Genomic DNA, 25,100 nt, shown 5'->3' with positions numbered 1-25,100 from the left:
GGGAGGGCCCGACGGGGCGCCGGGCCCTCCCGTCAGACCTTCTGCGCCTCGGACATCTCCACCGCGATCGCGATGATCATGTCTTCCTGACCGCCGACGTAGCCACGGCGGCCGCACTCGTAGAGGATCTCGTGCGCGGGCACGCCGTAGCGGTCCGCGGCGCGCTCGGCGTGCAGCAGGAAACTGGAGTAGACCCCCGCGTAGCCCTGCACGATGGAGCTGCGATCCATCACCGGTAGGCGCGTGATGTAGGGCTTGACCACGTCCTCCGCGGCCGCCATCAGCACGTCCTTGTCGGTGCCGGTACGTACGCCGAGGCGCTCGAAGGTCGCCGAGAGGACCTCGGTGGGCGAGTTGCCGGCACCGGCACCCAGCGCGAGCAGCGAGCCGTCGATCCACTTCGCGCCCGCGCGGTACGCGAGCACCGAGTTGGCCACCCCGAAGCTGAGGTTCTGGTGGCCGTGGTACCCGACCTGGGCATCATCGCCGAGCTCGGAGACCAGGGCCTCGACCCGCTCGCCCGCGTCCTCGAGGATGAGTGCGCCGGCGGAGTCCACCACGTACACGCACTGGCAGCCCGCGTCGGCCATGATCCGCGCCTGCTTCGCCAGCGCCTCCGGCGTGGACATGTGCGAGAGCATGAGGAAGCCCGCGGTCTCCAGGCCGAGTTCCCGTGCGGCTCCGAAGTGCTGGATGGACACGTCCGCCTCGGTGCAGTGCGTCGCGATGCGCAGCGCGCCGGCGCCGAGATCGGCCGCCACCCGGATGTCCTCGACGGTGCCGAGGCCGGGGAGCATGAGCACGGCGATCTTCGCCTGCTGCGCCTCGTCGACCGCGGCAGCGATCAGCTTGCGCTCGTCGACCAGCGAGAAGCCGTAGTTGAAGGTGCTGCCGCCCAGCCCGTCACCGTGCGTGACCTCGATGAGCGAGACGCCGGCATCGTCGAGCGCGCGCACGGTGTCGCGCACGTTCTGCTCGGTGAACTGGTGCGCCATCGCGTGGCTGCCGTCGCGCAGGGAGGTGTCGACGATGCGGACGTCGCGGTTCGGATCGCTCCAGAGCTCGCCGTTGATGCCGCTCATGCCTTCACTCCGTCCAGGATGCGCTGCGCCAGCAGCTCGCCCGCGCGCGCAGCCGCGGCGGTCATGATGTCGAGGTTGCCCGCGTAGGTGGGCAGGTAGTCGCCGTTGCCCGCGACCTCCAGGAAGACGGCGACACGCGCCTTGCCCTCCCAGCCCGGCCGTGGCTCGTCGTACTGCGGTGGTGCCTTGAGCGTGTAACCGGGGACGTAGACCTGTACGTCCTCGACCATCTTCTCGATGGAGGCGGTGATGGCGTCCCGGTCCGCATCCGGATCGATGGCGCAGAACACCGTGTCGCGCATGATCATCGGCGGCTCCACCGGGTTGATGATGATGATCGCCTTGCCCTTGGCCGCGCCGCCGACCTCCTCGATCGCACGGGCGGTGGTCTCGGTGAACTCATCGATGTTGGCACGCGTGCCGGGGCCGGCGGACCGCGACGAGACCGAGGCGACGATCTCCGCATAGCTCACCGGGGTGACGCGGCTGACGGCGTGCACGATCGGAATCGTCGCCTGCCCGCCGCAGGTGATCATGTTGACGTTCGGCGCGTCCAAGTGGGATTCGAGGTTCACCACCGGACAGGCCAACGGGCCGACGGCCGCGGGGGTCAGGTCGACTGCGACGATGCCCGCCTCGGCGTAGCGAGGCGCGTTGGCGCGGTGCGCCTTCGCCGAGGTCGCCTCGAAGACGATCTGCGGCGGCTCCGGTCGAGCGAGGAGCCAGTCCACCCCCTCCGCCGAGGTCTCGAGCCCGAGTTCGGCGGCTCGCTTGAGGCCGTCCGATTCGGGGTCCACTCCGACCATGTAGCGCACGTCCACGTGCTCACTCCGCCGCAGCTTGGCCAGCAGGTCCGTGCCGATGTTCCCGGGGCCGACAATCGCCGCCGTCACCTTCTCCGTCATACGGATGACGATGCCGCCCGGCGGCCCGCATACTCAAGACATGTGTCCCGCTGAGCGGAACGACGGCGCCACCGTCGACCGGATCTCCGCAGTGCTGTCCGCCTATCGTCCCGGCGACGGCGGCCTCGGCGTCTCCGAACTCGCACGGCGCACCGGTCTACCGAAGTCGACGGTGCACCGGCTCACGGGACACCTTGTTGCCGCGGGCCTGCTGGAGCGTTCGGGAACGGATCTGCGGCTGGGGCTGCGCCTGTTCGAGATCGGCCAACTCGCCACGGGACACCGCGACCTGGTCGACGCGGCGCGTCCGGTCCTCGCGGACCTCCGCTCGGCGACCCGCAACACCGTGCACCTGGCCCGGCTCGAGGGCACCGAGGTCGTGTACTTCGAGGTCCTGCCCGGTCCGGACGCACCGAACCTCCCGTCCCGCGTCGGCGGACGCATGCCGGCGCACGCCACCGGGGTGGGGAAGGCGATCCTCGCGTTCTCCGACGAGTCCGCGGTCGACGCGGTGATCGCGGCCGGAATGCCGCGTCTGAGCACCCGCACCATCACCTCGCCCACGATCCTGCGCCGCCAGCTCCAGCGGGTGCGTGAGGAGGGCGTGGCGCACGAGCGCGAGGAGTCGGGCAACGGCACGGTGTGCGTGGCCTGCCCGATCCTCGACGCCGACGGTGTTCCCGTGGCCGCGATCTCGGTCGCGGGCTGGAGCAGTCGGATGCGTCCCGAGCGCGTGGCCCCCGCCGTGCGCGCCGCCGCCCTCACGCTCTCCCGCGTGGTGGGTTCGCGCGACTAGACGTGGAGCGCGACCGCAGGCTCAGCGCCCGTGAAGTCGACGACGGCGAGGCCGCGGCGCGCGCCGTCGTAGACGGTGGCCGTGACCGTCCGGCCCGAGGCGAGAACCTTCCCCACCTGCAGTCCCCGCAGGTGGAGCAGCTCGGCGGCCCGGCGGCGGCCGCGGCCGCCCACGCCACGCACCCCACCGAGGAATCCGAGCGCGGCGCGCGGGCCCAGGGTGCGGAACAGCCGCGGGCCGAGGAGGGCGCCCGCGGCGAGCCCACGCGGCCCGGAGAGAAGGAGCGCGGCGATCATCCCGCGCAGCTCCCAGTGCGCGTACAGACCGGTGATGGCAGGGCCGTCAGGACCGTCGGTCACCGTGTACCGCAGATGCATCGGGATGTGCAGCGTGACACCGGTGCTCATGATGGTGTGCACGGTGAGGTCGCGGATCATCAGGCCTTCCCGCTCGCCCGGGAGGATCAGATCGTGCTCGACCTCGAAGACGATCGTGTTGGGGGCGATGAACATGTCGTAGAACCGCGCGATCGCCTCCGGATCCGTCTGCGGCGACGGCCCCACCGGATCGTGCACGGCCCCGTCGCGTGCGAACAGCGCTGTCCAGGCGTCCTTGTCGTGCGCGGCCACGGCGGCGGGCGAGGCCTCCACCACCTGTCGGATCGCTTCCCTGCCCGGCATCTAGAGCTTCAGCGCGTGGGTCGCGGTCGCGCCGCCGTCGGCCACGAACTCGGCACCGGTGCTGTAACTCGCCTCGTCGGAGGCCACGAACAGCACGAGCGAGGCGATCTCGTCGGCGGTGCCCTGTCGCCCGATCGGCAGGCGCTGCTTGAGCCAATCGGTGGGCGGCTCGTTACCGCCCAGGGCGTCGGCGACCATCGCGGTGTCGATCATGCCGGGGTGCACGGAGTTGACGCGGATGCCGTACTGCCCCAGCTCCATCGCCGCAGCCTTCGTCATGCCGCGGATCGCGAACTTGCTGGCCGTGTAGGCGGTCAGGTAGGGCATACCCCCGAGTCCCTCGACCGACGAGGTGTTCACGATCGACCCGCCACCGACGGCCTTCATCGGCTCCACCGCGGCCCGCATCCCGAGGAAGCAGCCGAACTGGTTGATCCGGATCACCCGTTCGTAGTCTGCGAGGGCGGTCTGCTCGAGCGCCGAGAAGAACAGCACGCCGGCGTTGTTGACCAGCACGTCGAGCCCACCGAAGCGGGCCTGCACCTGCGCGACCGCCGCGGCCCAGTCGTCCTCGCTCGTCACGTCGAGATGCCGGTACACCGCGGCGTCGCCGAGTTCGGCGGCGAGCGCCTCACCCTGCTCGTCGAGGACGTCACCGAGGAGCACCTGCGCACCCTCCGCGACGAACCGTCGCGCGACGGCGGCACCCTGCCCCCGCGCGGCGCCTGTGATGAGCGCCCTTTTCCCGCTGAGTCTTCCGGTCCGGTCCGTCATGATCACCCTTCCAACTGTGCTGCGACGAACATGCGGTCGTCGCGGTCCGCGAAGTAGCCGCCCACCGCGGCGGCCAGACCGGCCTCGTCCCACTGGCCGCCGTCGGCGTCGAAGCGCGCCTCCAGGCTGGGCGGCGCCATCAGGGCGACCATGCCGCCGTGCACGACGAAGACCTGGCCGTTGATCTTCGCGGCCTCCGGACCGGCGAGGAAGCGCACGAACCGTGCCACGTGGTCCACGGACAGGGGGTCGACGGTGCCGTCGGGCGCGTCGCCGAAGACGCCCTCGGTCATGGCGGTGCGGGCCCGCGGGCAGATCGCGTTCGCGCGGACGCCGTAGCGCCCCAGTCCGCGCGCCGTGGCGATGGTCAGCGCGGCGATCCCGGCCTTCGCCGCAGCGTAGTTGGGCTGACCGACCGAGCCGAAGAGGAAGGCCTCCGAGGAGGTGTTGATCACGCGGCCGTAGACCTCGCCACCGGACGCCTTGGCCGCGTTCCGCCAGTACGCCGACGCGTTGCGGGAGAGCAGGAAGTGCCCGCGCAGGTGCACGCGGACCACCGAGTCGAACTCCTCGTCGGACATCGAGAAGATCATCTTGTCGCGACAGAAGCCCGCATTGTTGACCACGATGTGCAGGCCGCCGAGCCCCTCGGCCGCCGCCATCAGCGCATCCGCGGTCGCGCGGTCGCCTGAGTCGCCCAGCACGAGTTCTGCGCGTCCCCCGTCTGCGCGGATCTGTGCGACCACCTCCTCGGCGGCGGGCGAGACGTCGCCCACCACGACCGCGGCACCGCCGCGGGCGAGCGCCAGCGCCTCGGCCCGGCCCAGGCCGGCCCCCGCACCGGTCACGATCGCCACCTTGCCGTCGAGGCCCGCCACGTCTGCCTGCGTCATCTGCCACCCTTCGATTTCGAGAACCTGTTCGCTACGGAGCACGCGCCCCTCTGACAAGGAAAATACTGCCGAGACCGCGGTTTCGTTCCACTTTTCTAGAACTTGTTCTACAGTGACGCCATGCGGATCGACTATGCGCCGGAACAGCAGGAGCTGCGGGCCGAGCTGCGGGGCTACTTCGCGCAGCTGATGACCCCGGAGCGTCGCGAGGCACTTCTCGGAAGCGGCGGCGAGTACGGCGACGGGGAGGTCTACAAGGAGATCACCCGCACACTCGGCAAGGACGGCTGGCTCGCCATCGGCTGGCCCGAGGAGTACGGCGGGCAGGCCCGCCCCATGCTCGACCAGCTGATCTTCACCGACGAGGCCGCCGTCGCCGGTGTGCCCGTCCCCTTCCTCACCGTCAACACGGTGGGGCCGGCCATCATGGCCGGCGGTACGGCGGAGCAGAAGGCCGAGTTGCTGCCCGGTATCGCCGCGGGCGAGACGCACTTCTCGATCGGCTACTCCGAACCCGAGGCCGGCACCGATCTCGCGTCCCTGCGGACCCGGGCCGTCCGCGACGGCGACGACTTCGTGATCAACGGGCAGAAGATGTGGACCTCTCTCATCGAGTACGCGGATTACATCTGGCTCGCCGCACGCACGGACCCCGAGGCGCAGCGTCACCGCGGGATCTCGATCATGGTGGTGCCCACCGACGCCGAGGGCTTCTCCTGGACCAAGGTGCACACCGTCGCGGGCCCCGGCACCTCGGCCACCTACTACCAGGACGTGCGGGTACCGGCCACGTCGGTCGTGGGCGAACTGCACGGCGGGTGGAAGCTGATCACCAACCAGCTCAACCACGAACGCGTCGCACTGACCTCCGCCGCCCCCTTGCTCGACTCCGAGCGCCAGGTGCGGCTCTGGGCCCAGAACACGCGGCTCGCCGACGGCTCCCGCGTCATCGACGCCGAGTGGGTGCGCACGCATCTCGCCCGCGTCTACGCGCACGCCCAGTACCTCAAGCTGCGCAACTGGAAGATCGCCTGGGCCGCGGACCACAGCGAGCTCGGCCCCGCCGACGCCTCCGCCACCAAGGTCTTCGGCACCGAGTACGCGACCGAGGGGTACCGGCTGCTCATGGAGGTGCTCGGCACCGCCGCCATCGTGCGCGCGGGTTCGCCGGGCGCGCTGCTGCGTGGCCGCATCGAACGCCTGCACCGCAGCTCGCTGATCCTCACCTTCGGTGGAGGCACCAACGAGATCCAGCGCGACCTGATCGCCGGCGCCGGCCTGCGGCTCCCCGTCAGCCGCTAGGACGTCAAGGAGAAGACATGGATTTCACCGTCCCCGAAGCCCGGACCGACCTCGCCGACCTCACCCGGCGCATCGTCGAATCCTGGTCGGCGAAGACGCCGCGCCCCACCGATTCCGGGCTCGATCCGGAGCTGTGGGCCGCGCTCGCCCGCTCGGGCGTGCTCGACGCCGCTCTCCCCTCCACGGTCGGAGGCGGCGGCCTGGGCCTGCTCGCGCACACCGCGGTCCTCGCCGAACTCGGGCGCGCCGTCGCACCCGCGCCGTACCTCGACTCGATCCTCGTCGCCGGGGAGATCCTCGCAGGCGCGGGTACGCCCGACCAGCTCGAGCAGTGGCTCGTGCCGCTCGTCCGCGGCACCGCGACGGCCGCGATCGCGCTCGGCGACGACCTGACGGGTTTCACCGCCAGGCCCGCCGCCGACGGCTGGCGACTCGACGGGGCGCAGACAGCCGTCGCGTCGGCCTCCTTCGCGGATCTGCTGCTGATCGAGGCCGTGACGGCGGACGGACCGGCGCTGTTCCTGGTCCCGCGGGAGACCGCGGGCGTGAGCATCACCGGCCAGCACGTGGGCAACGGCACCGACACGGCCCTCGTCGAGGCCGAGGCGCTGAACCTGCCTGCGACCGCGCGGCTCGGCGCCGCCGACACCCCCGGGCGGGCACGCCGCCTCGCGACCATCGGTTGGTGCGCCCTCCAGGCCGGCATCACCGAGCGCGCCCTCGAACTGACGGCCGACTACGCCCGCACCCGCGAGCAGTTCGGCAAACAGATCGGCAGCTTCCAGGCCGTCCGGCAACGTCTCGCCGATGCCTACATCGATGTCGAAGCCGTCCGCCTCACGGTGCTGGAGGCCGCCTGGCGCGAATCCGAGGGCCTCGACGCCGAGGCGGAGATCGCGACCGCCAAGTTCTGGGCCGCCGAGGCCGGACACCGCGTGGCGCACACCACCGTCCACGTGCACGGCGGCGTCGGCATCGACACCGATCACCCCACCCATCGCTACTTCGTGGCGGCCAAGCGCGCGGAGTTCGCGCTCGGCGGCGCGACGGCCCATCTCCGCGCCCTCGGCGCGACCCTCGCCGGAAGGAACCCCGCATGATCCGCAAGCCGTACAAGACCGCGACCACCGCCCTGTCGCCGAACGAGGCCGTCGACTACGTCGTCATCGGTTCCGGCAGCGCCGGTTCGGTGGTGGCCGGCCGGCTCGCCGATACCGGGGCCACCGTGGCGCTGCTCGAGGCGGGCCGCAACGACAACACGCGGCTCGCCCAGGTGCCGGGCATGATCTCGATGGTCCACACGGTGCCGCAGCTCAAGTCCCGGGTCGCGTGGAAGCAGTACTCGGTCCCCCAGAAGTTCGCCAATGACCGCCGGATCCCGATGACCCGCGGCAAGATCCTCGGCGGTTCGAGCTCGATCAACGGCATGCTCTTCGTGCGCGGCAATCGCGCGAACTACGACTCGTGGGCCGCCGAGGGCGCGACCGGCTGGGACTACGAGGGCGTCCTGCCCGCCTTCAAGCGGCTCGAGAACTGGGAGGACGGCGCCACCGACCTGCGCGGCACCGGCGGTCCCATCGAGGTCACCCGCCAGCGCCACCTCACCGCGGCCACCAAGTCCTACATGCGGGCGCTCTCGTCCACCCTGAACACGCCGATCATCGAGGACTACAACGGTCCGTCACAGGAGGGCGTCAGCGTCTTCCAGCAGAGCGCCTCCGGCGGAACGCGGTTCAGCTCGGCGCACGGCTACCTGCGCGAGGCCCGGCCGAACCTGCGGGTCCACGTGAACGCCCACGTCAAGCGAGTGGTGATCGAGAACGGTCGTGCCACGGGCGTCGAGGTGCTCGACGGGAACTCCGTCACCACGATCCGCGCCAACCGCGAGGTGATCGTCTCGGGTGGCGTGATCGGGACGCCGCAGATCCTCATGCTCTCGGGCATCGGACCGGGTGCGCACCTGCGCGAGAAGGGCATCGACGTCCACGCCGACCTCCCGGTGGGCCAGAACCTGCACGATCACCTCTTCGTCCCGCTGACCTTCCTCATGAAGGACGCGGTGCACAAGGGCACCCCCGCCTACTTCGCGAAGGGCCTGGCTCAGGAGTGGCGCAATCCCGGCGAGAGCTTCATGGCCAACACGGTCTTCGACGCCGCCGCCTTCGTGCGCACCTCGTACGCGAAGAACATCCCGGACCTGCAGATCCACTGCCTGCCGTGGAACTATCCGACGCCGAACCAGGACGCCGACAAGCTGCACATGGTCGACCCGCGCCCCGGCCTGACCATCCTGCCGACGCTCATCTACCCGCAGAGCCGCGGCGAGCTGCGCCTGAACTCCGCGGATCCGTTGGAGCAGCCCCTGATCGACCCGGGCTACCTCTCCGATCCCCAGGACACCGAGGTTCTGATGGAGGGCATCGGCATGATCCGCGAGGTGATGCGCCATCCGTCGGTCGCGCCGATGGTGAGCGAGGAGTTCACCCCGGGCGCCTCCTTCATGGACGACGCCGCGCTGCGCCGCGAGCTGCCGAACCGCGTGCACTCGGTGTACCACCCGGTGGGCACCTGCAGGATGGGCACCGACGAGCGGTCGGTCGTCGATCCGCAGCTGCGCGTCAACGGGATCGAGGGCCTGCGCATCGCGGACGCCTCGATCATGCCGTCCATCACCGGCGGCAACACGAACGCGCCGTCGTACATGATCGGCGAGATGTGCGCGCGGTTCCTCGGCGCCTGAGATGAGCGGCGCGGGCTCCCAGACACTTCCGACGGTCGCCGACCTGCTCCGTGCCCGTGCCGGCGATCCCGGTGCGGGCCTGCGAGCCGGCGATCGCGTGTGGACCTGGACGGAGCACGTCACCGAGTCCTCCGTCCGCGCCGCCGTGCTGCGGGAGCTCCTGCCCGACGGCGCTCCACCGCACGTCGGGGTTCTCGCGGACAACGTCCCCGAGTTCTCCTTCCTGCTCGGCGCCGCCGCGCTGTCGGGCGCGGTCGTGGTGGGGCTCAACCCGACCCGTCGCGGGGAGGCGCTCGCGCGGGACGTCGCCCTGGCGGACTGCGGCGTCGTGCTCACGCAGGGCCGCCACGCCGCGCTCGTGGACGGCCTCGATCTCGGCGTCCCCGTCATCGATCTCGACGGTCCGCGGTGGGCGGCGTTGCTGGACGACCACGCCGGCGCGCCCGTGCCGATCGCCGGGGTCACGCCCGACAGTCTGCTCGCCCTCGTCTTCACCTCGGGGACCAGTGGCGAACCCAAGGCCGTGCAGGCGACGCACGGCAAGTTCACGGGCGCCGGGATCATGCTGGCGCAGCGGTTCCGTCTGTCCGGCGACGACACCGCGTACATCGCGATGCCGCTGTTCCACTCGAACGCGCTCCTGGCCGGCTGGGCGGTCGCTGTCGCGGCCGGAGCCACCATCGCCCTCGCGGAACGGTTCTCCGCCTCGGCCTTCCTACCCGACGTACGGCGGTACGGCGCCACCTACGCGAACTACGTGGGCACACCGCTGTCGTACATCCTCGCCACGCCGGAACGGCCCGACGACGCCGACAATCCCCTGCGGGTGCTCTACGGCAACGAGGGCCGCGCCGACGACATCGCCGCGTTCGCCGCACGATTCGGCTGCCACGTGCAGGACGGCTACGGCTCGTCGGAGAACGGCGTCGCCATCGCCCGCACGCCGGACACGCCGCCGGATGCGCTGGGGCCCCTGCCAGACGGTGTCGCCGTCTGGAAGCCCGGGACGACGCAGGAGTGTCCGCGGGCCCGGACCGCTCCCGACGGGACGCTGCTCAACGCGGACGACGCGATCGGTGAGCTCGTGAACACCGCCGGTACGGGCGGCTTCTCGGGCTACTACAACGATCCCGCCGCGGATGCGGCGCGCGCGGACGGCGGCGTGTATCGCACCGGCGATCTCGCCTACGTCGACGAAGCGGGGTACGTGCACTTCGCCGGACGCACCGGTGACTGGATGCGGGTGGGCGGGGAGAACCTGGGCGTCGCGCCGATCGAACGCGCCCTGCTGCGGCATCCGGCCGTCGCGGAGGCCGCCGTCTACGGGCTGCCCGATCGCGTGGGCGACCAGGTGGCGGCGGCCCTCGTTCTCCGTCCGGGGGCAGCGCTGTCCGCGCAGGAGCTCGCCGACTTCCTCGGGGCGCAACCGGATCTCGGCCCGCGGCAGTTCCCGCGGAGGGTGCGCATCGTCGACGAGCTGCCCCGCACCCCGTCGTTCAAAGTGCTCCGCCGTGCGCTGGTCGCCGACGGGATCGACGCCACCGATCCGCTACCCGGGTAGCAGCGCGCGCACCGCGTCGATCGTGTCCGCCTCGGCGGCGGTCTTGTCCGGCCGGTAGCGCAGGACCCGTGCGAACCGCAGCGCCACGCCGCCCGGGTAGCGGCGCGAGACCTGCACGCCGTCGAGCTCGATCTCGACCACGATCTCAGGCCGGAGGTACACGGTGTGCTCGTCCCGTGACGCCTCGTGGAGCGGGAACTCGTCCGTCTGCCAGCGCAGCAGCGCGTCCGTAAGGCCCTTGAAGGTCTTGCCGACCATGATCGGCTCGCCGCCGTTCGGGTCGCGAGCCCCGAGGTGCAGGTTCGACAGCAGTCCCGTGCGGCGGCCGTAGCCCCATTCGGCGCCGAGCACCACCAGGTCCAGCGTGAAAGTCTGCTTGACCTTCTGCCAGGCCCGACCGCGGCGGCCCGCGGCGTAGGGCGAATCCAACGCCTTGACCATCACGCCCTCGTGCCCCGCGGCGAGCGCCGCCGAGTACTGCGCCGAGGCCTCGTCGAGCGTGGGCCTGGTCAGGGCGGGGATGCGCAGCGCACCCGCCACCTCCTCGAGGGCCTCGAGCCGCACCGACAGCGGCTCGTCGAGCAGGTCGCGACCGTCGAGGTGCAGGCAATCGAAGAAGAAGGGCCGCAACACCGCGGGACCCTCCGCCGCGCCGAACCTGCTCATCGTCTCCTGGAAGGGCCGCGGCCGCCCCGCGTCGGTCAGCGCGAGCGACTCACCGTCGAGCACGACGGACCGGCACGGCAGTTCCCGGGCGAGCGCGACGATCTCGGGCACCGCATCGGTGATGTCGCGGAGTGTGCGGGTGTAGACGCGGACCTCGTCGCCCCGCCGGTGGACCTGGATCCGCGCGCCGTCCAGCTTGAACTCGACGCTCACATCCGGCCCCAGGTCCGCCAGCGCGGACGCCACATCCTCGGCCGGCGAAGCGAGCATCGGCGAGACACCGCGCAGCAGCTCGAGACCGAATCCCGCGAGCTCGTCCGCGCCGCCGCGGAGCGCCGCGGCCGCGGTGTCGGGCAGCGAGCCCGAGAGCATCGCCGCGCGGCGCACCGTCTCGAGCGGTACCTCCGCGGCGCGGGCCACCGCATCGGTCACCACGCCCGCGAGGGCGCCCTGGCGCAGCTCGCCGGTGATGAGCCCGATGAGGAAGCGCTGCTCCTCCGCCGTCGCGCGCCCGAACATCCCGGCGAGGACGGCGTCCCGTCGGGCGACCGAGCCCGCACCCGACGTCCCGGCCAGCTCGTCGAGGGCGGTGGTGACCTCCGCCACGGTCAGAGTGGGTTCCACCGCGGGGGCCAGGCCGTCGACGGTCCGCGCGACGGTGCGCCACCCGGCTCCGAGCCGCCCCTGGAGAAGCTCCCCGGACAGCCAGGCGACCACGGCGCGCACGTCCGCGGGCTGCGCGGTGCGGAGCAGGGCGGCCAGCGCGGCGATCTTCGCGGTGCGCGACCGGGTGCCCGCGACCTCGGTGGAGGCGGCGACGACCTCGGCGAACAGCATCTCGTCATTGTGGCGCACAGCCCTGACATCCGCGGCGCGACCGGCGACGACAGGCGGCGTCAGCATCACGACAGCTCGACGACAGCGGGGCGCTGCATCGTGATGACCATGACGATCACACAGATGAGGACCGGCGAGAGCCCGTCCTCCCCCACCGACCTCGCGATCGACGCCCGTGGCCTGGTCAAGCACTTCGGTGCGACCCGCGCCGTCAACGGCGTCGATCTCCAGGTGCCCACCGGCACCGTCTACGGCGTCCTCGGCCCCAACGGCGCCGGCAAGACGACCACCATCAGCATGCTCGCGACCCTGCTCAAGCCCGACGCCGGGAGCGCCCGGGTCTTCGGGCACGACGTGGTCGCCGAGGCGACGACGGTGCGCTCGCTGATCGGCGTCACGGGTCAGTACGCCTCGGTCGACGAGGACCTGACCGCGCGCCAGAACCTGGTGCTGTTCGGCCGCCTGCTCGGTAAGAGCCGGGCGGCCGCCCGTGCCCGGGGCGAAGAGCTGCTGCACTCCTTCGGTCTCGAGGAGGCCGCGGATCGTCCGCTCAAGGAGTTCTCCGGCGGCATGCGGCGGCGCCTCGACCTGGCCGCGAGCCTCATCGACACCCCGCCGCTGCTCTTCCTCGACGAGCCGACCACCGGCCTCGACCCGCGCACCCGCTCGCAGATGTGGGACACCATCCGCGACCTCGTGGCGCAGGGCTCGACGGTACTGCTCACCACGCAGTACCTCGACGAGGCCGATCAGCTCGCCGACCGGATCGCGGTGATCGACCACGGCCTGGTCATCGCCGACGGCACCGCCGACGAGCTCAAGGCCTCGGTCGGCTCCTCCACGCTGCAGCTCACCCCTGCGGACCGCGCGGACGCACCGGCGGTCGCGCGCACCGTCGAGCGGATCCTCTCCGAGACGGCCGCGTTCAGCCCGGAAGCGGCCCGCGTGACCGCCCCGCTGCACCGCCCCGACCTCGTGCCCGATCTGCTCATCGCCTTGCGCGAGGAAGGTGTCGCGGTCGAGGAGATCACGGTGTCCAAGCCCAGCCTCGACGAGGTCTTCCTCACCCTCACCGGCCGACCCGACGACAGTCGCGACGGCTCGGCCACCACCGATTCCGCCCAGGAGGCGTCATGACCACCACCATCACCCGCGCGCCGGGCCGGACCCCGGACCGCGCGGCACCGAACCACATCGGGCTCGCCGAGACCGTGCGGCAGTCCTTCACCATGGGCTGGCGCGGCCTGCTCAAGATCCGGCACAACCCGGAGCAGCTCTTCGACGTCGTGCTGCAGCCGGTCATCTTCACGCTGATGTTCACGTACATCTTCGGCGGTGCGATCAGCGGCGACGTGCACAGCTACCTGCCGGTCATCATCCCCGGCATCCTCGTGCAGACGGTCATCGTCGCGTCCATCGTGACCGGCACCCAGCTCCGCGAGGACATGGACAAGGGCGTCTTCGACCGGTTCCGGTCGCTGCCGATCGCCCGGATCAGCCCGCTCGCCGGCGCGCTGCTCGCGGACGTCGTCCGCTACCTGATCGCCACCGTGATCACCTTCACCGTGGGCATCGCGATGGGCTGGCGTCCGGATCCCGTCGGCGTCGTCGCGTCCACAGCGCTGATCCTGTTCTGCAGCTTCGCCGTGTCGTGGATCTTCGCGCTCATGGGCTGCCTGATGAAGAAGGCGACCGCCGTGCAGGGCGTGTCGATGATGATCATGTTCCCGCTCACCTTCCTGTCCAACGCGTTCGTCCCGGTGAACACCATGCCGGGCTGGCTGCAGGCCTTCGTGAACGTGAACCCCGTCAGCCACCTGGTCTCGGCGATCCGCGAACTGTGCAACACCGGCCACGCCGGCGCTCACGTCGTCTGGAGCCTCGTCGGCGCGCTCGCGATCATCGCGGTCTTCGCGCCGCTCGCGGTTCGCGCCTACATCCGCAACGCACGCTGATCCCTCGCTCGTGACCGCCGCCGCGTCACGCCCTCCGGCGCAGCGCGGCGGTGGTCTCGCGCAGCAGCTGGACCGCACGCGAGCGCGACATCCCGTCGATCCGCTCGGCCTGCGCGCGCCACGCCGCCATCGATGCCCCCTCGGGCGGAACCGCGAGCCGCTCCACGGTCGCGTGCATGACCGGATAGTCCTGCCGCGCACCGAGACGGCGTGACAGTCCCACCATGATCGCCGCCTCCTCACACCCGGGATCCGTCGCGACCAGGTGGGCGCCGATGGCGAGCGCCATCGTCGCGGCCTGCGGCAGATCCCAGTAGCCGGTGGCCCCGAACATCGACTCATCGCCGGCGATCAGCGCCGCGACCAGGTCTGCGCCCATCTCCGGCGCCCCGCACTCCACGACCCCCAGGAGCGCGGTGGCCACCAGCATCTCGCTGCCCGGGTCCCGGCCACCGTCCGGGATCCGGCGCACCAGCAGTTCCCCGGCTCGCCGGTACAGGCTCGCATCCGGCTCACCCCGCAGACGAGCGAGCTCGGCGGCGCCGATCATCACCGAGGCCGCCACCTCGGGCGCTCCGTCCGGGTCCGGCCCCGACGGTGACCAGTCCCCGGCCACCGTCGCCTGCTGTTCCACGGCCTCGGCGATCCGCCCCAGCGAGCACAGGCTCGCGACCAGGTACGCGGATGCCTGCTTGGCGTCCTCGTCCGCACCGATCGAGGAGAGCCGCTCGGCCGCCGTGCGGTAGCGCCGCGCGGCCTCCTCCCACCGGCCGCGCTGTCCGTAGATGCTGCCTGTGCTCATCGCCAGCATCGCCTCGAACCAGGCGTCGCCGTCGCGTCCGAGAGCGGCGATCACGACCGAATCCTCCAGCGCTCCCGCCAGATCACCGCTGTTCTCCCGGAGGTTCATCCGCGCGGCGAGGGCGTGCAGCCGGACGTCGACCGCGGGCGAGGTCACACCGGACAGGATCAGCCGGAGCATCCCGTTCACCGATCGCTGCAGGAAGAACGCGCTGAAGTAGTCGGCAGGACGCTCGAACCGGAGCTCCGGGCGGATCAGCCGCCGGATCATCGTGCGGCCGCGGGCGACGTGTCGTGACTTCGGGTCGGACCCCGGTGCCACCACCGAAGCGAGCACCGTCGCCTGCCAGAGCTCCCGGTCCTCCTCCGACATACCCGCATCGAGGGCGGCGCGCGGGTCGGGGAGAGCGCGGATCACTCGGACGCCGATCTCCCGCACCTGCCCGTGCATGCTGCGCATCGACCACAGGCCCGCGATGACCGGGAAGACGTGCACGACCGTAGCGGCCGCGTCCTCGTCGCCGGCGGTCATCCGGTCGACGGACACACGCAGCACGAACGCGAGGTTGTCGATGTCGTCCGCGAGCCGGGCGATCACCGCGTGCCCTCCCACGGACCGGTACTCGCGCCACATCGCGACGGCGACGGTGGCCGCCCAGCGGGCCATCGCGGCGTCGACCTCCGCGGACTCGTCGGTCCCGTCCGTTTGCTCGGGAGCGTCCGCGAGGCGTTCCTCACCGAACTCGCGAACCGTCTCCAGCATGCGGAACCGGGTCCGTCCGCCACTCTGCGTGACGTGCAGCAACGACTGGTTGACGAGCGAGTCGAGCGCGTCGTCGAGATCGAGCGGGTCGAGTCCGCTGACGGCGGCGGCGGCCTCGGCGTCGAATCCGTCGGGGAAGCGGCACAAGCGCCGGAGGGTGCGCTGCGCGTCGGTTTCGAGGAGCTCCCAACTCCATTCGATGACCGCGTGCAGCGTGCGGTGGCGATCCGGAGCCGTGCGGTCCGCCGAGCGCAACAGCGCGAATCGCCGGGTCAGCCGGTCGGTGATCTCCTCGACGCTCAACGTGCGCACTCGTGCCGCGGCCAGCTCGATCGCGAGTGGGAGGCCGTCGAGGCGCCGACACAGGTCCGCGACCGCGGCGTCGGGCAGTGGGACATCGGGCCGGACGGCCCGGGCCCGCTCCCGGAACAGCTCCACGGCGGCGGATCCCGCGCCCACCGTATCGAGCACGGGCAGCGGATGCACCCATTCACCGCGGATCTGCAGGGGCGACCGGCTGGTGGCGAGCACCGTCACCCCCGGTGCTCCGGCGACGAGGTCCGCGACCACGCCCGCGCAGGCGTCCACGACCTGCTCGCAGTTGTCGAGGACGATCAGGCACCGGCGGCGGCCGACGGTCTCGAGCAGTCGCGATCCGAGGTCGCGGATCGCCCTGCGCGGTAGGCCGTCGGCGCCCAGGTCCGGTTCGGACAGGCCGAGGACGCGCGCGACGGCGGGCAGCACTCCGTCGGCGGAGCGGACGGACGCCAGCGGCACGGAGAAGACCGGCGTGCCGGCGCGCGCGACGGCGTCACCGACCGCTTCGGCGATGCGTGTCTTACCGACGCCGCCGGGGCCGAGCACCGTCACCACACGCCGGTCCGTCACGAGCCGCACGAGCTCCGCCACCTCGGCGTCCCGGCCGATGAGCGGCGTGACCTCCGCCGGAAGCCCCACTGCGGCAGCCCTGCCCGATGCCGCCGCAGCGCTCCCGGTCAGCAGGTCGTGGTGCAGGGCCGTCGCCTCGTCGCCCGGCTCCGTCCCGAGCTCGGTGATCATCGTCCGCCGCAGGTCCGCGAACGCGGCGAGCGCTTCGGCCGTGCGGCCCGCACCGGCGAGCGCCCGCATGAGGAGGACGCGAGCGGGCTCGTCGAGTGGATCCGCGGCGATCCGTCGCTCGGCGATCGCCTGGGCGGCAGCGTGATCCCCGGCGGTGAGGGCGGTGGCGGCGACGCGGGACTCCAGCCGGTCGAACGCCGCGGCGGCACGGCGCGCCAGCTCGGCCGCGGGCCCGTCGCCCTCCAGGTCCTCCCCCGGGGCGCCGCGCCACAGGAGCAGCGCCGAATCCTCGTCTCCGGGTTCACGCACCGCACGTTCGGCACGGGCCAGGTCGGTGTCCGCATCGAGGCGGTAGCCGCCGGCGACGGCCTCGACGACCGCGGGACGCACCAACGGGCGCAGGCGCGAGATCTGCGTGTGCAGGGCCGCCTGCGGGGACTTCGGGGAGTCGTCGCCCCACACCTCGTCGACGAGGCGGTCCGCGCTCACCGGGCGACCGTCGGCGAGCACGAGCGCGACGAGCAGTCGCCGCGCCCGGACACCGGGGACGGGCCGATCGCCGACGACGACGGGTCCGAGGACGCCGATCATCGCCGCATCGTCGGGAGGGCTGCCGTCGTGCACCCGGCCAGCCTAGCGGCGCCCGGTGGCGTCAGCGGATGCGCAGCTTGCGCATCCAGCGCAGCACCTGCACGGTCTGCGCCGCGTACTGGGTGTACGTCTGCCCGGGGCGCGGGTTGTAGACCTGCATCTTCAGCGTCGCCAGGTTGGTGGTGTCGGTGTACTTGAGCAGCCCGGTGTCGCCGTGCCGGGCGCCCACGCCCGAAGCCTTCCAGCCGCCCGACGGGGTGCCCTTGCTCGCGAAGGACGCGGCGAAGCCGTCGTTGATGTTGACGTTGCCGGCCTCCAGCTGCGCGCCGATCCGCGCCGCGCGGCGCAGGTCCTTGCCCCAGACGCTGGCGTTGAGGCCGTAGCGGGTGTCGTTGGCGAGGCGGATGGCCTCCTCGTCGCTCGAGTACCGGAACAGGGAGACCACGGGGCCGAAGGTCTCGGCCGTCGCGAGGTGCATGTCCGGGGTGACGCCGGTGAGGACCGTCGGCGCGTAGAAGGCCGGGCCGACGTCCGTGCGCTCACGCCCGCCGCACAGCACGGTGGCCCCCTTGGCCCGGGCGTCCTCGACATGTGCGGAGACGCGCCGCAGCTGGTCCGGCGAAGCGAGCGAGCCCATGTCCGGCTCGTAGTCGTAGGTCGCCCCCAGCTTGAGCGCACCGGCGGCGGCGACGAACCGGCGGGAGAACTCGTCGAAGATGTTCTCGTGGATGTACATCCGCTCGATGTGCATGCACGCCTGGCCGGCATTGGCGAAGACGGCGAAGATCGCGGACGTGATGGCCTCGTCGAGGTCCACGTCGTCGAGCACGATCATCGGATTCTTGCCGCCCAGCTCCAGACTGCAGCCGATGAGGTTGCGGCCCGCCCGCTCGCCGACGGTCGTGCCGGTCGCGCTGGATCCGGTGAACATGACGAAATCGGACTCGTCGATGAGGGAGGGCCCCACGTCGGGCCCCTGACCGCAGACCACCTGGAACAGGCCCTCGGGGGCGCCGGCGCGGCGCAGCAGCTCGACGCCGTAGAGGGCGGCGAGCGCGGTCTTGTTGTCGGGCTTGAGCACCACGCCGTTGCCGGCGATGAGCGCGGGGATGGCGTCCGAGAGGGCCATCGCGAAGGGGAAGTTCCACGGCGCGATGACCCCGACCACGCCCTTGGGCCGGTGCAGCTCCACCGAGTTGCTGACCACCGGCACGGGGCCGCCGCGGCGGCGCGAACGGAGCAGCTTGGGCGCGGCCTTGAGGTAGTGGCTGATCACCATCGGGACGTCGCAGGACTCCTCGAAGGCCATCCGCCGGTTCTTGCCGGTGCCGCTCTGAATGAGATCGACGAGCAACTCGTTGTTCTCGAGGATCAGCTCGTGCAGACGGCGGAAGACGGCGAGCCGCTCGTCGAGGGGCTTCTGGGCCCATTGGCGCTGCGCCGCCCGCGCGGAGGCGAACGCCGCGACCACATCACTCGGCGTGGACTGCGGCAGAGTGCCGATGGGAGCCCCCGTGAACACCTCGGTCATGGTGAACGGGTCTCGGCTGCCGTCGGCGACCACCAACGCCGTGAGGCGCTCGATCAGCTCGTCGGTGACGCGCGCGGGCAGGGTGTGCTGGGTCTGCGTGGGCGAAGCCATACCGAACTGTAACCCAAACCCTAGAACTTGTTCTAGATTCGAGGAATGGTCAACGATCTCAATCTGGGCATCAACCTCGGCTACTGGACCCGTGGGCCGGAGGACCACACCGCGGCGGTGGTCGCCGCCGACGAGTTCGGCTACGACTACGTCTTCACCGCCGAGGCCTACGGCTCCGACGCCTTCTCGACACTGGCCTGGTACGGATCGCGCACCAAGCGGATCAAGCTCGGCACCGCCGTGGCCCAGATACCCGCCCGCACGCCGACCGCGACGGCGATGCACGCCCTCACCATCGACGGTCTCTCGGGCGGCCGAATGGTGCTCGGCCTGGGCGCGTCCGGGCCCCAGGTCGCGGAGGGCTGGTACGGGAACCCGTTCCCGAAGCCGCTCGCCCGCACCCGCGAGTACGTCGACATCGTCCGCCAGGTGATCGCGCGCGAAGCGCCCGTGACCAGCGCGGGACCGCACTACCCCCTGCCGCTGCCCGGCGGCACCGGGCTCGGGAAGCCGCTGAAGTCGATCGCGCTGCCGGTGCGGCCGCGGATCCCGATCTTCCTCGGCGCCGAGGGGCCCAAGAACGTGGCGATGTCGACGGAGATCGCCGACGGCTGGCTCCCGCTGTTCGTCGATCCGCAGCAGGTCGACAGCGTCTTCGGCGGGTCCCTCGCGGGGCGCTCCCCCGATTTCGAGATCGCCGCGACCGTCTCCGTGATCGTCTCCGACGACCTGGACGCCGCGCTCACCCAGGCGAAGATCCCGCTCGCCTTCTACATCGGCGGCATGGGACACAAGTCGACGAACTTCCACCTCGACCTCATCGGGCGGCTCGGATTCGCCGACGCCGCTGTCGCCGTGCAGGAGAAGTTCCTCGACGGCGATCGCGCAGGCGCCATCGCCGCGGTCCCCGACGAGCTGGCCGACTCCATCGCCCTCCTCGGGCCGATCGATCGCATCGCCGAACGGCTGGAGCTGTGGCGGCACTCCCCGGTCACGACGGTGCTGTTCAGCGGCGTGCGCGACGAGCCGACGCTGCGCGCGCTCGCGGAGGCGGCCCGGGGCTGAGCGTCACCGTCGGCCGAACGTGAAGGCGAGGTCCCACGGGTCGAGCTCCCAGGCTCTGATCGCCTCGATCATCACGGTCGGGGCGGTCGCCACGGTCTCGGGGTTCGACGGCGCGCTGATCGTCGCCGACCGGTCCCACTCGTCGACGTAGGGCGCCCACAGCTCCGAGTCCCGCGGCGGCGGCGCGGTCTCGACGACGGTGACGAAGACGCCCGGCGCCTCACCCGCGGGCAGGACCGCGAAGAGGCAGAAGGGTTCCCGCCCGGCGTCGTGCGCGCCCCGCTCCACCACCAGGTACTCGTCGGTCTCGGCGCAGTGCGTCACGGCCTGCGTGAGCACCTCCCGGAAGTCCTCGAAGGTCGAGCGGGACGCCCGCTTCTCGGGACCGAGCGGGACGGCGCGCGCCTCCATCGTGAGGCTCCCGTCCTCCGCCCGCATCGGGACGCGTGGCCGTACGAGGAGCTCACCGCCGGCCTCGGACAGCTCCCCCGCCTCGCGGTACCGGCCCTCCTTGCGGGAGAGCCTGCCGATGCGCCCCGTCCCCTGCGCCTCGCGGAGCCAGCCGTCCTCCGGTACCGACCAGAGCCGGGAGGCACCGTCGGACGACCAGGTACGGACGAGGCCCCCGACGCAGGGACTGATCTCCACCAGTCCGTCGGCGGCCGATTGCGCGTGTGATCCGGGCATTCCCGTGCCCTACAGGTACGCCGCGGTGCTTCCGCTGACGGGCATCTCGGGCATGCCGAGCTTGCGGTGATCCCAGCTGCGCACGCGATCGGCCCGCAACCGCACCGCGACCCGCTTGTTCATCATCGCGTCGATCGCCGGCTTGAGCTCCTCGGTGTACGGCCCGAAGTAGCGCTCGTAGACCTGCTCGCACACGGCGCGCACCGTCGCCTCGTCCTCGACGATCTCCGCGGTGCCCTCGATGGCGATACCGCGCAGTGCATCGTACGAATGGCCGGACTCGATCGAGGCGCTCATGGTCGGATTGCGGCGCAGGTTCACGACCTTCTGCGACTTGGCCTTGGTCTCGATCCACAGGTCGCCGTCGATCACGGCGTACCACATGGCGACGAGATGGGGCGCCCCGTTCGCGCCGATGGTGGCGATGGTGGCGGTGCGGCTGCGCTCGAGGAACTCCTCGACCTCCGCCTCGGTCATCTGGATCGTGCCGCGCTGATTCGTTCCCATGGGGTCAGCGTGCCAGGTTCAGGCGGTCGACCGCATCCTCGAACTCGCCGACCAGTTCGGCCATGATCTCGGCGACGGGTCGCACGGCGTTCATCCGGCCCACGATCTGGCCGACCGGCATGGCTACCACGGACGGATCGCCGGAGGCGTGGATTCGCGAGTGCGCCTCCCCCACCAGCAGGTTCTGCAGGGGCATGGGCAGCGCCGACGGTGCCCCCGGCGCCTCCCAGGCCTCCGTCCAACGGGTCTTGAGGAGGCGGGCCGGCTTCCCGGAGAAGATCCGGGTGCGAACGGTGTCGGCACTCGTCGCGGCGACGAGGGCCTCCTGCATCGTCTGCGACTTCGTGTGCGTCTCGAGGTACTCGGTGGTGGTGAGCCAGTACGAGCCCATCCACACCCCCTCGGCGCCGAGGGTGAGCGCGGCGGCGATCTGCCGTCCGGACCCGATGCCGCCGGCCGCGACGACCGTGGCGTCCTCGCCCACCTCGTCGACGATCTCGGGGAGCAGCACCATCGAGGCGATCTCGCCGGTGTGGCCGCCGGCCTCGTATCCCTGCGCGATGACGATGTCGACGCCGTTGTCGACGTGGGCGCGAGCGTGCTTGGCGCGGCCGGCCAGCGCGGCGACCTTGACCCCGTGCTCGTGCGCCGCGTCGATCACGTCCGCCGGCGGCGAGCCGAGGGCGTTGGCGATCAACGCGATCCGGTGCCCCAGAGCGACGTCGACGTGCGAGCGCGCCACGGAGTGCAGCCAGCCGAGCACGCCTGCGCCGGCGGCACCGTCGGGCAGCTCGGGCACCCCCAGCTCCCGGAGCGTCCGCTCGACGAAGGCCCGGTGCTCCTCGGGAATGAGCTCGGTGAGATCCGTGGCGGTGCCCTCGGTGGGCACCTTGTTGGGCATCACGATGTCGACGCCGTAGGGGCGACCGTCGGTGTTGGCGTCCATCCAGTCGAGGACGGCGTCGAGCTCGCCGGGGTCGTTGAACCGGACGCAGCCGAGCACGCCGAGGCCGCCGGCCCGGGAGACCGCTGCGGCGACGTGCTCCGACGGGGTGAACGCGATGACCGGGTACTGGATGCCCAGGTCCTCGCACAGGGGTGTGCGCATGAATCCTCCTGAAGACTTCTTTCCACCAAACTAGAACCTGTTACTGTCCGGGGAAGCGGATTCCCGCAATTGCCGATCCTCGTTTCAGCGAGGGTCCTCGACGACAAGGAGCCTCCGGCATGACCGACGCCCCGCACGCCCTCGTCGAGCAGCGCGGCCACACGCTGCTCATCACCATGAACCGCCCGGAGCGCAAGAACGCACTCACCGGCGAGATGCTCCAGATCCTCAGCGACGCCTGGGACCGGATCGACGCCGATCCCGGGATCCGCAGCGCCGTGCTCACGGGCGCGGGCGGCGCCTTCTGCGCCGGCGCGGACCTGAAGAACATGGCCAAGTCCAACCCGGGCGAGGCCATGTCCGAGGGCGGCGGCTTCGATCCGGCCCGGATTCCGGGCCTGATCAAGGGCCGTCGGCCGGGAAAGCCGCTCATCGCGGCCGTCGAAGGCGCGGCGATCGCCGGCGGTACGGAGATCCTGCAGGGCACCGACATCCGCGTCGCGGGCGAGAGCGCGCGGTTCGGCGTCTCCGAGGCCAAGTGGAGCCTGTACCCGATGGGCGGCTCCGCTGTGCGCCTGCCGCGCCAGATCCCGTACACGGTCGCCGCGGATCTGCTGCTGACGGGCCGGCACATCAGTGCAGCCGAGGCGAAGGACTACGGGCTGATCGGGCACGTGGTCCCCGACGGCACCGCCCTCGACAAGGCGCTCGAGCTGGCCGAGCTCATCAACGCCAACGGCCCGCTCGCCGTGCAGGCGATGCTCCGCACCATGCGTGCCACGGAGGGGATGCACGAGGAGGAGGCCTTCCGGGTCGACGCCGAGGAGGGCCTGCCCGTCTTCCTCTCGCAGGATGCCAAGGAAGGGCCCCGCGCCTTCGCCGAGAAGCGCACGCCCGTCTTCGAGGGCCGCTGATCCCCCGTGCTGACGTGACAGCGTCAACCCGTTACCGAATCCGCAGGTGACGGTATGGGTTGACGCTGCCGAAGTCGGTTTCGCCGCGCCTCAGGCGTACTGGGCGCGCAAGGCCTTCTTGTCCGGCTTGCCGAGGGGGCTGACGGGGATCGATTCGACGAAGTCCACGGTCTTCGGGGTGTAGACGGCGCCCTTCCGGTCGCGTACCAGCTCCCGCAGCTCCTCGACCTCCACCGTCGCCCCGGCGCGCGGGACCACCACGGCCTTGACGGCTTCGCCCCACTTGTCGTCCGGGACGCCGATGACCGCCACCGAGGCGACCGCCGGGTGCGTGGAGATGACGTCCTCCACCTCGCGCGGGAAGACGTTGAAGCCGCCGGTCACGACCATGTCCTTCTTCCGGTCGACGATGTACAGGTAGCCCTCGTCGTCGAAGCGCCCCACGTCACCGGTGTGCAGCCAGCCGTGCTCCGTCGCCTCCGCCGTCTGCTCGGGCTTGTTCAGATACCCCTGCATCACGAGAGGGCCACGCACGCAGATCTCCCCCGGCTCACCGGGTTCGACGGTGCGCCCGGCATCGTCGAGCAGGGCGACGTGCACCCACGGGACCGGCCGCCCGCAGCTCGCCAGCCGCTCGGGCTTCGACGGGTCGTGGTCGCCCCGCCGCAGCACCGCGATGGTCATCGGGCATTCCGCCTGGCCGTAGAACTGGAAGAACTTGGGGCCGATGCGCTCGATGGCCTCGGTGAGTCGGGTCGGCGAGATCGCCGACGCACCGTAGAAGACGGTCTCGAGGCTGGAGAGGTCGTAGTCGTCGAACTTCGGGTGGTCGAGCAGGGCGTAGATCATGGTGGGTACCAACATCGTCGCGGTGATCCGGTACTTCTCGATCGCCGCGAGCACGGCCTCGGGTTCGAACCGCGGCAGCACGACCATGGATCCGCCGGCCATCGACGTGGGGTTCCAGAACGCACCGCCCGCGTGGCTGAGCGGGGCGCACACGAGGAACCGGATCTCCTCCGGCCATTCCCACTCCGTGCGCTGGATGCGCAGCAGCGATGCGCCGCCGGAGTAGCTGAGCATCACGCCCTTGCTCTTGCCCGTAGTACCGCCGGTGTACGCGAGGCTCGCGGTCGACGACGGGTCGGCGGTGTGCGCCGAAAGCGGTCCGGGCGCGAATCCCGCCGCCGCGGCGGCGAGGTCGACCCCCGCCTCCGTCGGCCCGAGCGAGAGCAACTGCAACCCGGGGACCCGTTCGCGCAGGTCCGCGGCACGCTGCTCGTAGAGACGCGGATCGTAGATCAGGGTCTCGATGCCCGCGTCCTCCATGACGTAGACGTGATCGTCGAGCGAGCCCATGGGGTGCAGCGCGGCGAACCGGACGCCGGTGATGAGATTGGTGGACTGCGCGATCAGCACCTCGTGCCGATTGCCGGACAGCATCGCGACGGGGCTCCCGAGGCCGAGCCCGAAGGACGCGTAGGCCTGGGCGTAGCGACTCACCTCGTCGCGCACCTGCGCGTAGGTCAGGGTGCTGTCACTGTCGGGCCCGGTCACGTGGACGGCGACGCGGTCGGGGTAGGCGCTGAGTGAGCCGAGCAGGATGTCGCCGGCGAGCGGCTCGCGATGCAGATCGTCCATGGAACACCTCACAGGTTCGTGGCGGGACACCGGTTCGTCGAAAGCGGTGCGAACGTCTCCACGGTAGGTCCTGAATGCCTTTTCCGGGATACCCTTGCGCCAAAAAGTTAGAACATGTTTCACTCGTGAGG

General features: G+C 71.2%; 21 protein-coding genes. 9 read left to right on the top strand and 12 right to left on the bottom strand.

Annotated elements, in window-relative coordinates; translation table 11 throughout:
* Positions 1–32: 32 nt before the first annotated feature.
* Complete coding sequence (dmpG, locus tag FK268_RS11680) at positions 33–1,082, bottom strand: 4-hydroxy-2-oxovalerate aldolase (protein ID WP_146434132.1); 1,050 nt, start codon at positions 1,080–1,082, stop codon at positions 33–35.
* The gene (locus FK268_RS11675; RefSeq protein ID WP_146434129.1) at positions 1,079–1,987 is read right to left on the bottom strand and encodes an acetaldehyde dehydrogenase (acetylating); all 909 of its coding nucleotides are present in this window, start codon (positions 1,985–1,987) and stop codon (positions 1,079–1,081) included. Before FK268_RS11675 ends, dmpG begins: the two co-directional genes overlap by 4 nt.
* A 40-nt stretch (positions 1,988–2,027) precedes the next feature.
* On the opposite strand from FK268_RS11675, the gene FK268_RS11670 reads away from it, so the two are divergent.
* Entirely contained in the window at positions 2,028–2,783 is a 756-nt protein-coding gene (locus FK268_RS11670) for an IclR family transcriptional regulator (RefSeq protein ID WP_146434127.1), read from the top strand.
* Here the strand turns inward: FK268_RS11670 and FK268_RS11665 are convergent.
* From FK268_RS11665 to FK268_RS11655, 3 genes are read right to left on the bottom strand one after another with little or no spacing between them, the layout of a single operon-like run.
* Positions 2,780–3,463 carry a nuclear transport factor 2 family protein gene (locus FK268_RS11665; protein ID WP_146434125.1) on the bottom strand — a complete coding sequence of 228 codons (684 nt, stop codon included), beginning with the start codon at positions 3,461–3,463 and terminating at the stop codon, positions 2,780–2,782. The two genes, FK268_RS11670 and FK268_RS11665, sit on opposite strands and share 4 nt — an antisense overlap.
* Positions 3,464–4,237 (bottom strand): glucose 1-dehydrogenase, encoded by a 774-nt coding sequence (locus FK268_RS11660; protein ID WP_146434123.1) that lies wholly within the window; start codon positions 4,235–4,237, stop codon positions 3,464–3,466. It lies immediately after the preceding gene.
* A 2-nt stretch (positions 4,238–4,239) separates the two neighbouring features.
* The gene (locus tag FK268_RS11655) at positions 4,240–5,130 is read right to left on the bottom strand and encodes a 3-oxoacyl-ACP reductase (protein WP_146434121.1); all 891 of its coding nucleotides are present in this window, start codon (positions 5,128–5,130) and stop codon (positions 4,240–4,242) included.
* A 120-nt stretch (positions 5,131–5,250) separates the two neighbouring features.
* On the opposite strand from FK268_RS11655, the gene FK268_RS11650 reads away from it, so the two are divergent.
* Genes FK268_RS11650 through FK268_RS11635 form a run of 4 tightly spaced genes read left to right on the top strand, consistent with a single transcriptional unit; the run spans position 5,251 to position 10,733 of the window.
* Positions 5,251–6,432 (top strand): acyl-CoA dehydrogenase family protein, encoded by a 1,182-nt coding sequence (locus tag FK268_RS11650; RefSeq protein WP_146434119.1) that lies wholly within the window; start codon positions 5,251–5,253, stop codon positions 6,430–6,432.
* A 17-nt stretch (positions 6,433–6,449) separates the two neighbouring features.
* Complete coding sequence (locus tag FK268_RS11645; RefSeq protein ID WP_146434118.1) at positions 6,450–7,532, top strand: acyl-CoA dehydrogenase family protein; 1,083 nt, start codon at positions 6,450–6,452, stop codon at positions 7,530–7,532.
* The gene (locus tag FK268_RS11640) at positions 7,529–9,172 is read left to right on the top strand and encodes a GMC family oxidoreductase (RefSeq protein ID WP_146434116.1); all 1,644 of its coding nucleotides are present in this window, start codon (positions 7,529–7,531) and stop codon (positions 9,170–9,172) included. Before FK268_RS11645 ends, FK268_RS11640 begins: the two co-directional genes overlap by 4 nt.
* Position 9,173: 1 nt before the next feature.
* Positions 9,174–10,733: an AMP-binding protein gene (locus FK268_RS11635; RefSeq protein ID WP_146434114.1), complete on the top strand. Its 1,560-nt coding sequence runs from the start codon at positions 9,174–9,176 to the stop codon at positions 10,731–10,733.
* Here the strand turns inward: FK268_RS11635 and FK268_RS11630 are convergent.
* The gene (locus FK268_RS11630; RefSeq protein ID WP_146434558.1) at positions 10,722–12,236 is read right to left on the bottom strand and encodes an ATP-dependent DNA ligase; all 1,515 of its coding nucleotides are present in this window, start codon (positions 12,234–12,236) and stop codon (positions 10,722–10,724) included. The two genes, FK268_RS11635 and FK268_RS11630, sit on opposite strands and share 12 nt — an antisense overlap.
* 102 nt (positions 12,237–12,338) lie before the next feature.
* Here FK268_RS11630 and FK268_RS11625 point away from each other — a divergent pair, with 102 nt between their 5' ends.
* Both FK268_RS11625 and FK268_RS11620 read left to right on the top strand, forming a co-directional pair.
* On the top strand, positions 12,339–13,373 hold the full coding sequence (locus FK268_RS11625) for an ATP-binding cassette domain-containing protein (protein WP_146434112.1): 1,035 nt from the start codon (positions 12,339–12,341) through the stop codon (positions 13,371–13,373).
* The gene (locus FK268_RS11620; RefSeq protein ID WP_146434110.1) at positions 13,370–14,191 is read left to right on the top strand and encodes an ABC transporter permease; all 822 of its coding nucleotides are present in this window, start codon (positions 13,370–13,372) and stop codon (positions 14,189–14,191) included. The genes FK268_RS11625 and FK268_RS11620 overlap by 4 nt, the downstream gene beginning before the upstream one ends.
* Positions 14,192–14,216: 25 nt before the next feature.
* Here the strand turns inward: FK268_RS11620 and FK268_RS11615 are convergent, their stop codons facing one another.
* Complete coding sequence (locus tag FK268_RS11615; protein ID WP_231707040.1) at positions 14,217–17,438, bottom strand: AfsR/SARP family transcriptional regulator; 3,222 nt, start codon at positions 17,436–17,438, stop codon at positions 14,217–14,219.
* A 28-nt stretch (positions 17,439–17,466) separates the two neighbouring features.
* Positions 17,467–19,047, bottom strand: coding sequence for a succinic semialdehyde dehydrogenase (locus FK268_RS11610; RefSeq protein WP_146434108.1), 1,581 nt, complete (start codon positions 19,045–19,047; stop codon positions 17,467–17,469).
* Between the two features lie 45 nt (positions 19,048–19,092).
* On the opposite strand from FK268_RS11610, the gene FK268_RS11605 reads away from it, so the two are divergent.
* Positions 19,093–20,112 carry an LLM class F420-dependent oxidoreductase gene (locus tag FK268_RS11605; RefSeq protein WP_146434106.1) on the top strand — a complete coding sequence of 340 codons (1,020 nt, stop codon included), beginning with the start codon at positions 19,093–19,095 and terminating at the stop codon, positions 20,110–20,112.
* Between the two features lie 3 nt (positions 20,113–20,115).
* On the opposite strand, the gene FK268_RS11600 is transcribed toward FK268_RS11605, so the two are convergent.
* Genes FK268_RS11600 through FK268_RS11590 form a run of 3 tightly spaced genes read right to left on the bottom strand, consistent with a single transcriptional unit; the run spans position 20,116 to position 22,414 of the window.
* Positions 20,116–20,799, bottom strand: a complete 684-nt coding sequence (locus FK268_RS11600; RefSeq protein ID WP_146434105.1) for a hypothetical protein — start codon at positions 20,797–20,799, stop codon at positions 20,116–20,118.
* A gap of 9 nt (positions 20,800–20,808) precedes the next feature.
* A complete protein-coding gene (locus FK268_RS11595; RefSeq protein WP_146434103.1) occupies positions 20,809–21,306 on the bottom strand; it encodes a pyridoxamine 5'-phosphate oxidase family protein in 498 nt (165 codons plus the stop codon).
* A 4-nt stretch (positions 21,307–21,310) separates the two neighbouring features.
* Positions 21,311–22,414: an NAD(P)H-dependent flavin oxidoreductase gene (locus tag FK268_RS11590; RefSeq protein ID WP_146434101.1), complete on the bottom strand. Its 1,104-nt coding sequence runs from the start codon at positions 22,412–22,414 to the stop codon at positions 21,311–21,313.
* 119 nt (positions 22,415–22,533) lie between these two features.
* Between FK268_RS11590 and FK268_RS11585 the strand changes: the two genes are divergently transcribed.
* Complete coding sequence (locus FK268_RS11585) at positions 22,534–23,328, top strand: crotonase/enoyl-CoA hydratase family protein (RefSeq protein WP_146434099.1); 795 nt, start codon at positions 22,534–22,536, stop codon at positions 23,326–23,328.
* A 90-nt stretch (positions 23,329–23,418) separates the two neighbouring features.
* Here the strand turns inward: FK268_RS11585 and FK268_RS11580 are convergent, their stop codons facing one another.
* On the bottom strand, positions 23,419–24,969 hold the full coding sequence (locus FK268_RS11580; protein WP_146434097.1) for an AMP-binding protein: 1,551 nt from the start codon (positions 24,967–24,969) through the stop codon (positions 23,419–23,421).
* Between the last annotated feature and the right edge of the window lie 131 nt (positions 24,970–25,100).

It is taken from the genome of Tsukamurella sputi (genome assembly GCF_007858445.1).
Lineage (GTDB): Bacteria > Actinomycetota > Actinomycetes > Mycobacteriales > Mycobacteriaceae > Tsukamurella > Tsukamurella sputi.
The sequence above is the reverse complement of the archived record's forward strand: the minus strand, read 5'-3'. Positions and strand labels throughout refer to the sequence as shown.

Excerpts from the sequence above, each read along its gene's own strand:
- FK268_RS11670 (WP_146434127.1), top strand. The coding sequence starts at position 2,028 with ATGTGTCCCGCTGAGCGGAACGACGGCGCCACCGTCGACCGGATCTCC.
- FK268_RS11655 (WP_146434121.1), bottom strand. The coding sequence starts at position 5,130 with ATGACGCAGGCAGACGTGGCGGGCCTCGACGGCAAGGTGGCGATCGTG.
- FK268_RS11640 (WP_146434116.1), top strand. The coding sequence starts at position 7,529 with ATGATCCGCAAGCCGTACAAGACCGCGACCACCGCCCTGTCGCCGAAC.
- FK268_RS11600 (WP_146434105.1), bottom strand. The coding sequence starts at position 20,799 with ATGCCCGGATCACACGCGCAATCGGCCGCCGACGGACTGGTGGAGATC.
- FK268_RS11665 (WP_146434125.1), bottom strand. The coding sequence starts at position 3,463 with ATGCCGGGCAGGGAAGCGATCCGACAGGTGGTGGAGGCCTCGCCCGCC.
- dmpG (WP_146434132.1), bottom strand. The coding sequence starts at position 1,082 with ATGAGCGGCATCAACGGCGAGCTCTGGAGCGATCCGAACCGCGACGTC.
- FK268_RS11590 (WP_146434101.1), bottom strand. The coding sequence starts at position 22,414 with ATGCGCACACCCCTGTGCGAGGACCTGGGCATCCAGTACCCGGTCATC.
- FK268_RS11580 (WP_146434097.1), bottom strand. The coding sequence starts at position 24,969 with ATGGACGATCTGCATCGCGAGCCGCTCGCCGGCGACATCCTGCTCGGC.
- FK268_RS11605 (WP_146434106.1), top strand. The coding sequence starts at position 19,093 with ATGGTCAACGATCTCAATCTGGGCATCAACCTCGGCTACTGGACCCGT.
- FK268_RS11635 (WP_146434114.1), top strand. The coding sequence starts at position 9,174 with ATGAGCGGCGCGGGCTCCCAGACACTTCCGACGGTCGCCGACCTGCTC.
- FK268_RS11595 (WP_146434103.1), bottom strand. The coding sequence starts at position 21,306 with ATGGGAACGAATCAGCGCGGCACGATCCAGATGACCGAGGCGGAGGTC.
- FK268_RS11610 (WP_146434108.1), bottom strand. The coding sequence starts at position 19,047 with ATGGCTTCGCCCACGCAGACCCAGCACACCCTGCCCGCGCGCGTCACC.
- FK268_RS11650 (WP_146434119.1), top strand. The coding sequence starts at position 5,251 with ATGCGGATCGACTATGCGCCGGAACAGCAGGAGCTGCGGGCCGAGCTG.
- FK268_RS11660 (WP_146434123.1), bottom strand. The coding sequence starts at position 4,237 with ATGACGGACCGGACCGGAAGACTCAGCGGGAAAAGGGCGCTCATCACA.
- FK268_RS11585 (WP_146434099.1), top strand. The coding sequence starts at position 22,534 with ATGACCGACGCCCCGCACGCCCTCGTCGAGCAGCGCGGCCACACGCTG.
- FK268_RS11675 (WP_146434129.1), bottom strand. The coding sequence starts at position 1,987 with ATGACGGAGAAGGTGACGGCGGCGATTGTCGGCCCCGGGAACATCGGC.
- FK268_RS11620 (WP_146434110.1), top strand. The coding sequence starts at position 13,370 with ATGACCACCACCATCACCCGCGCGCCGGGCCGGACCCCGGACCGCGCG.
- FK268_RS11645 (WP_146434118.1), top strand. The coding sequence starts at position 6,450 with ATGGATTTCACCGTCCCCGAAGCCCGGACCGACCTCGCCGACCTCACC.
- FK268_RS11630 (WP_146434558.1), bottom strand. The coding sequence starts at position 12,236 with ATGCTGTTCGCCGAGGTCGTCGCCGCCTCCACCGAGGTCGCGGGCACC.
- FK268_RS11625 (WP_146434112.1), top strand. The coding sequence starts at position 12,339 with ATGACCATGACGATCACACAGATGAGGACCGGCGAGAGCCCGTCCTCC.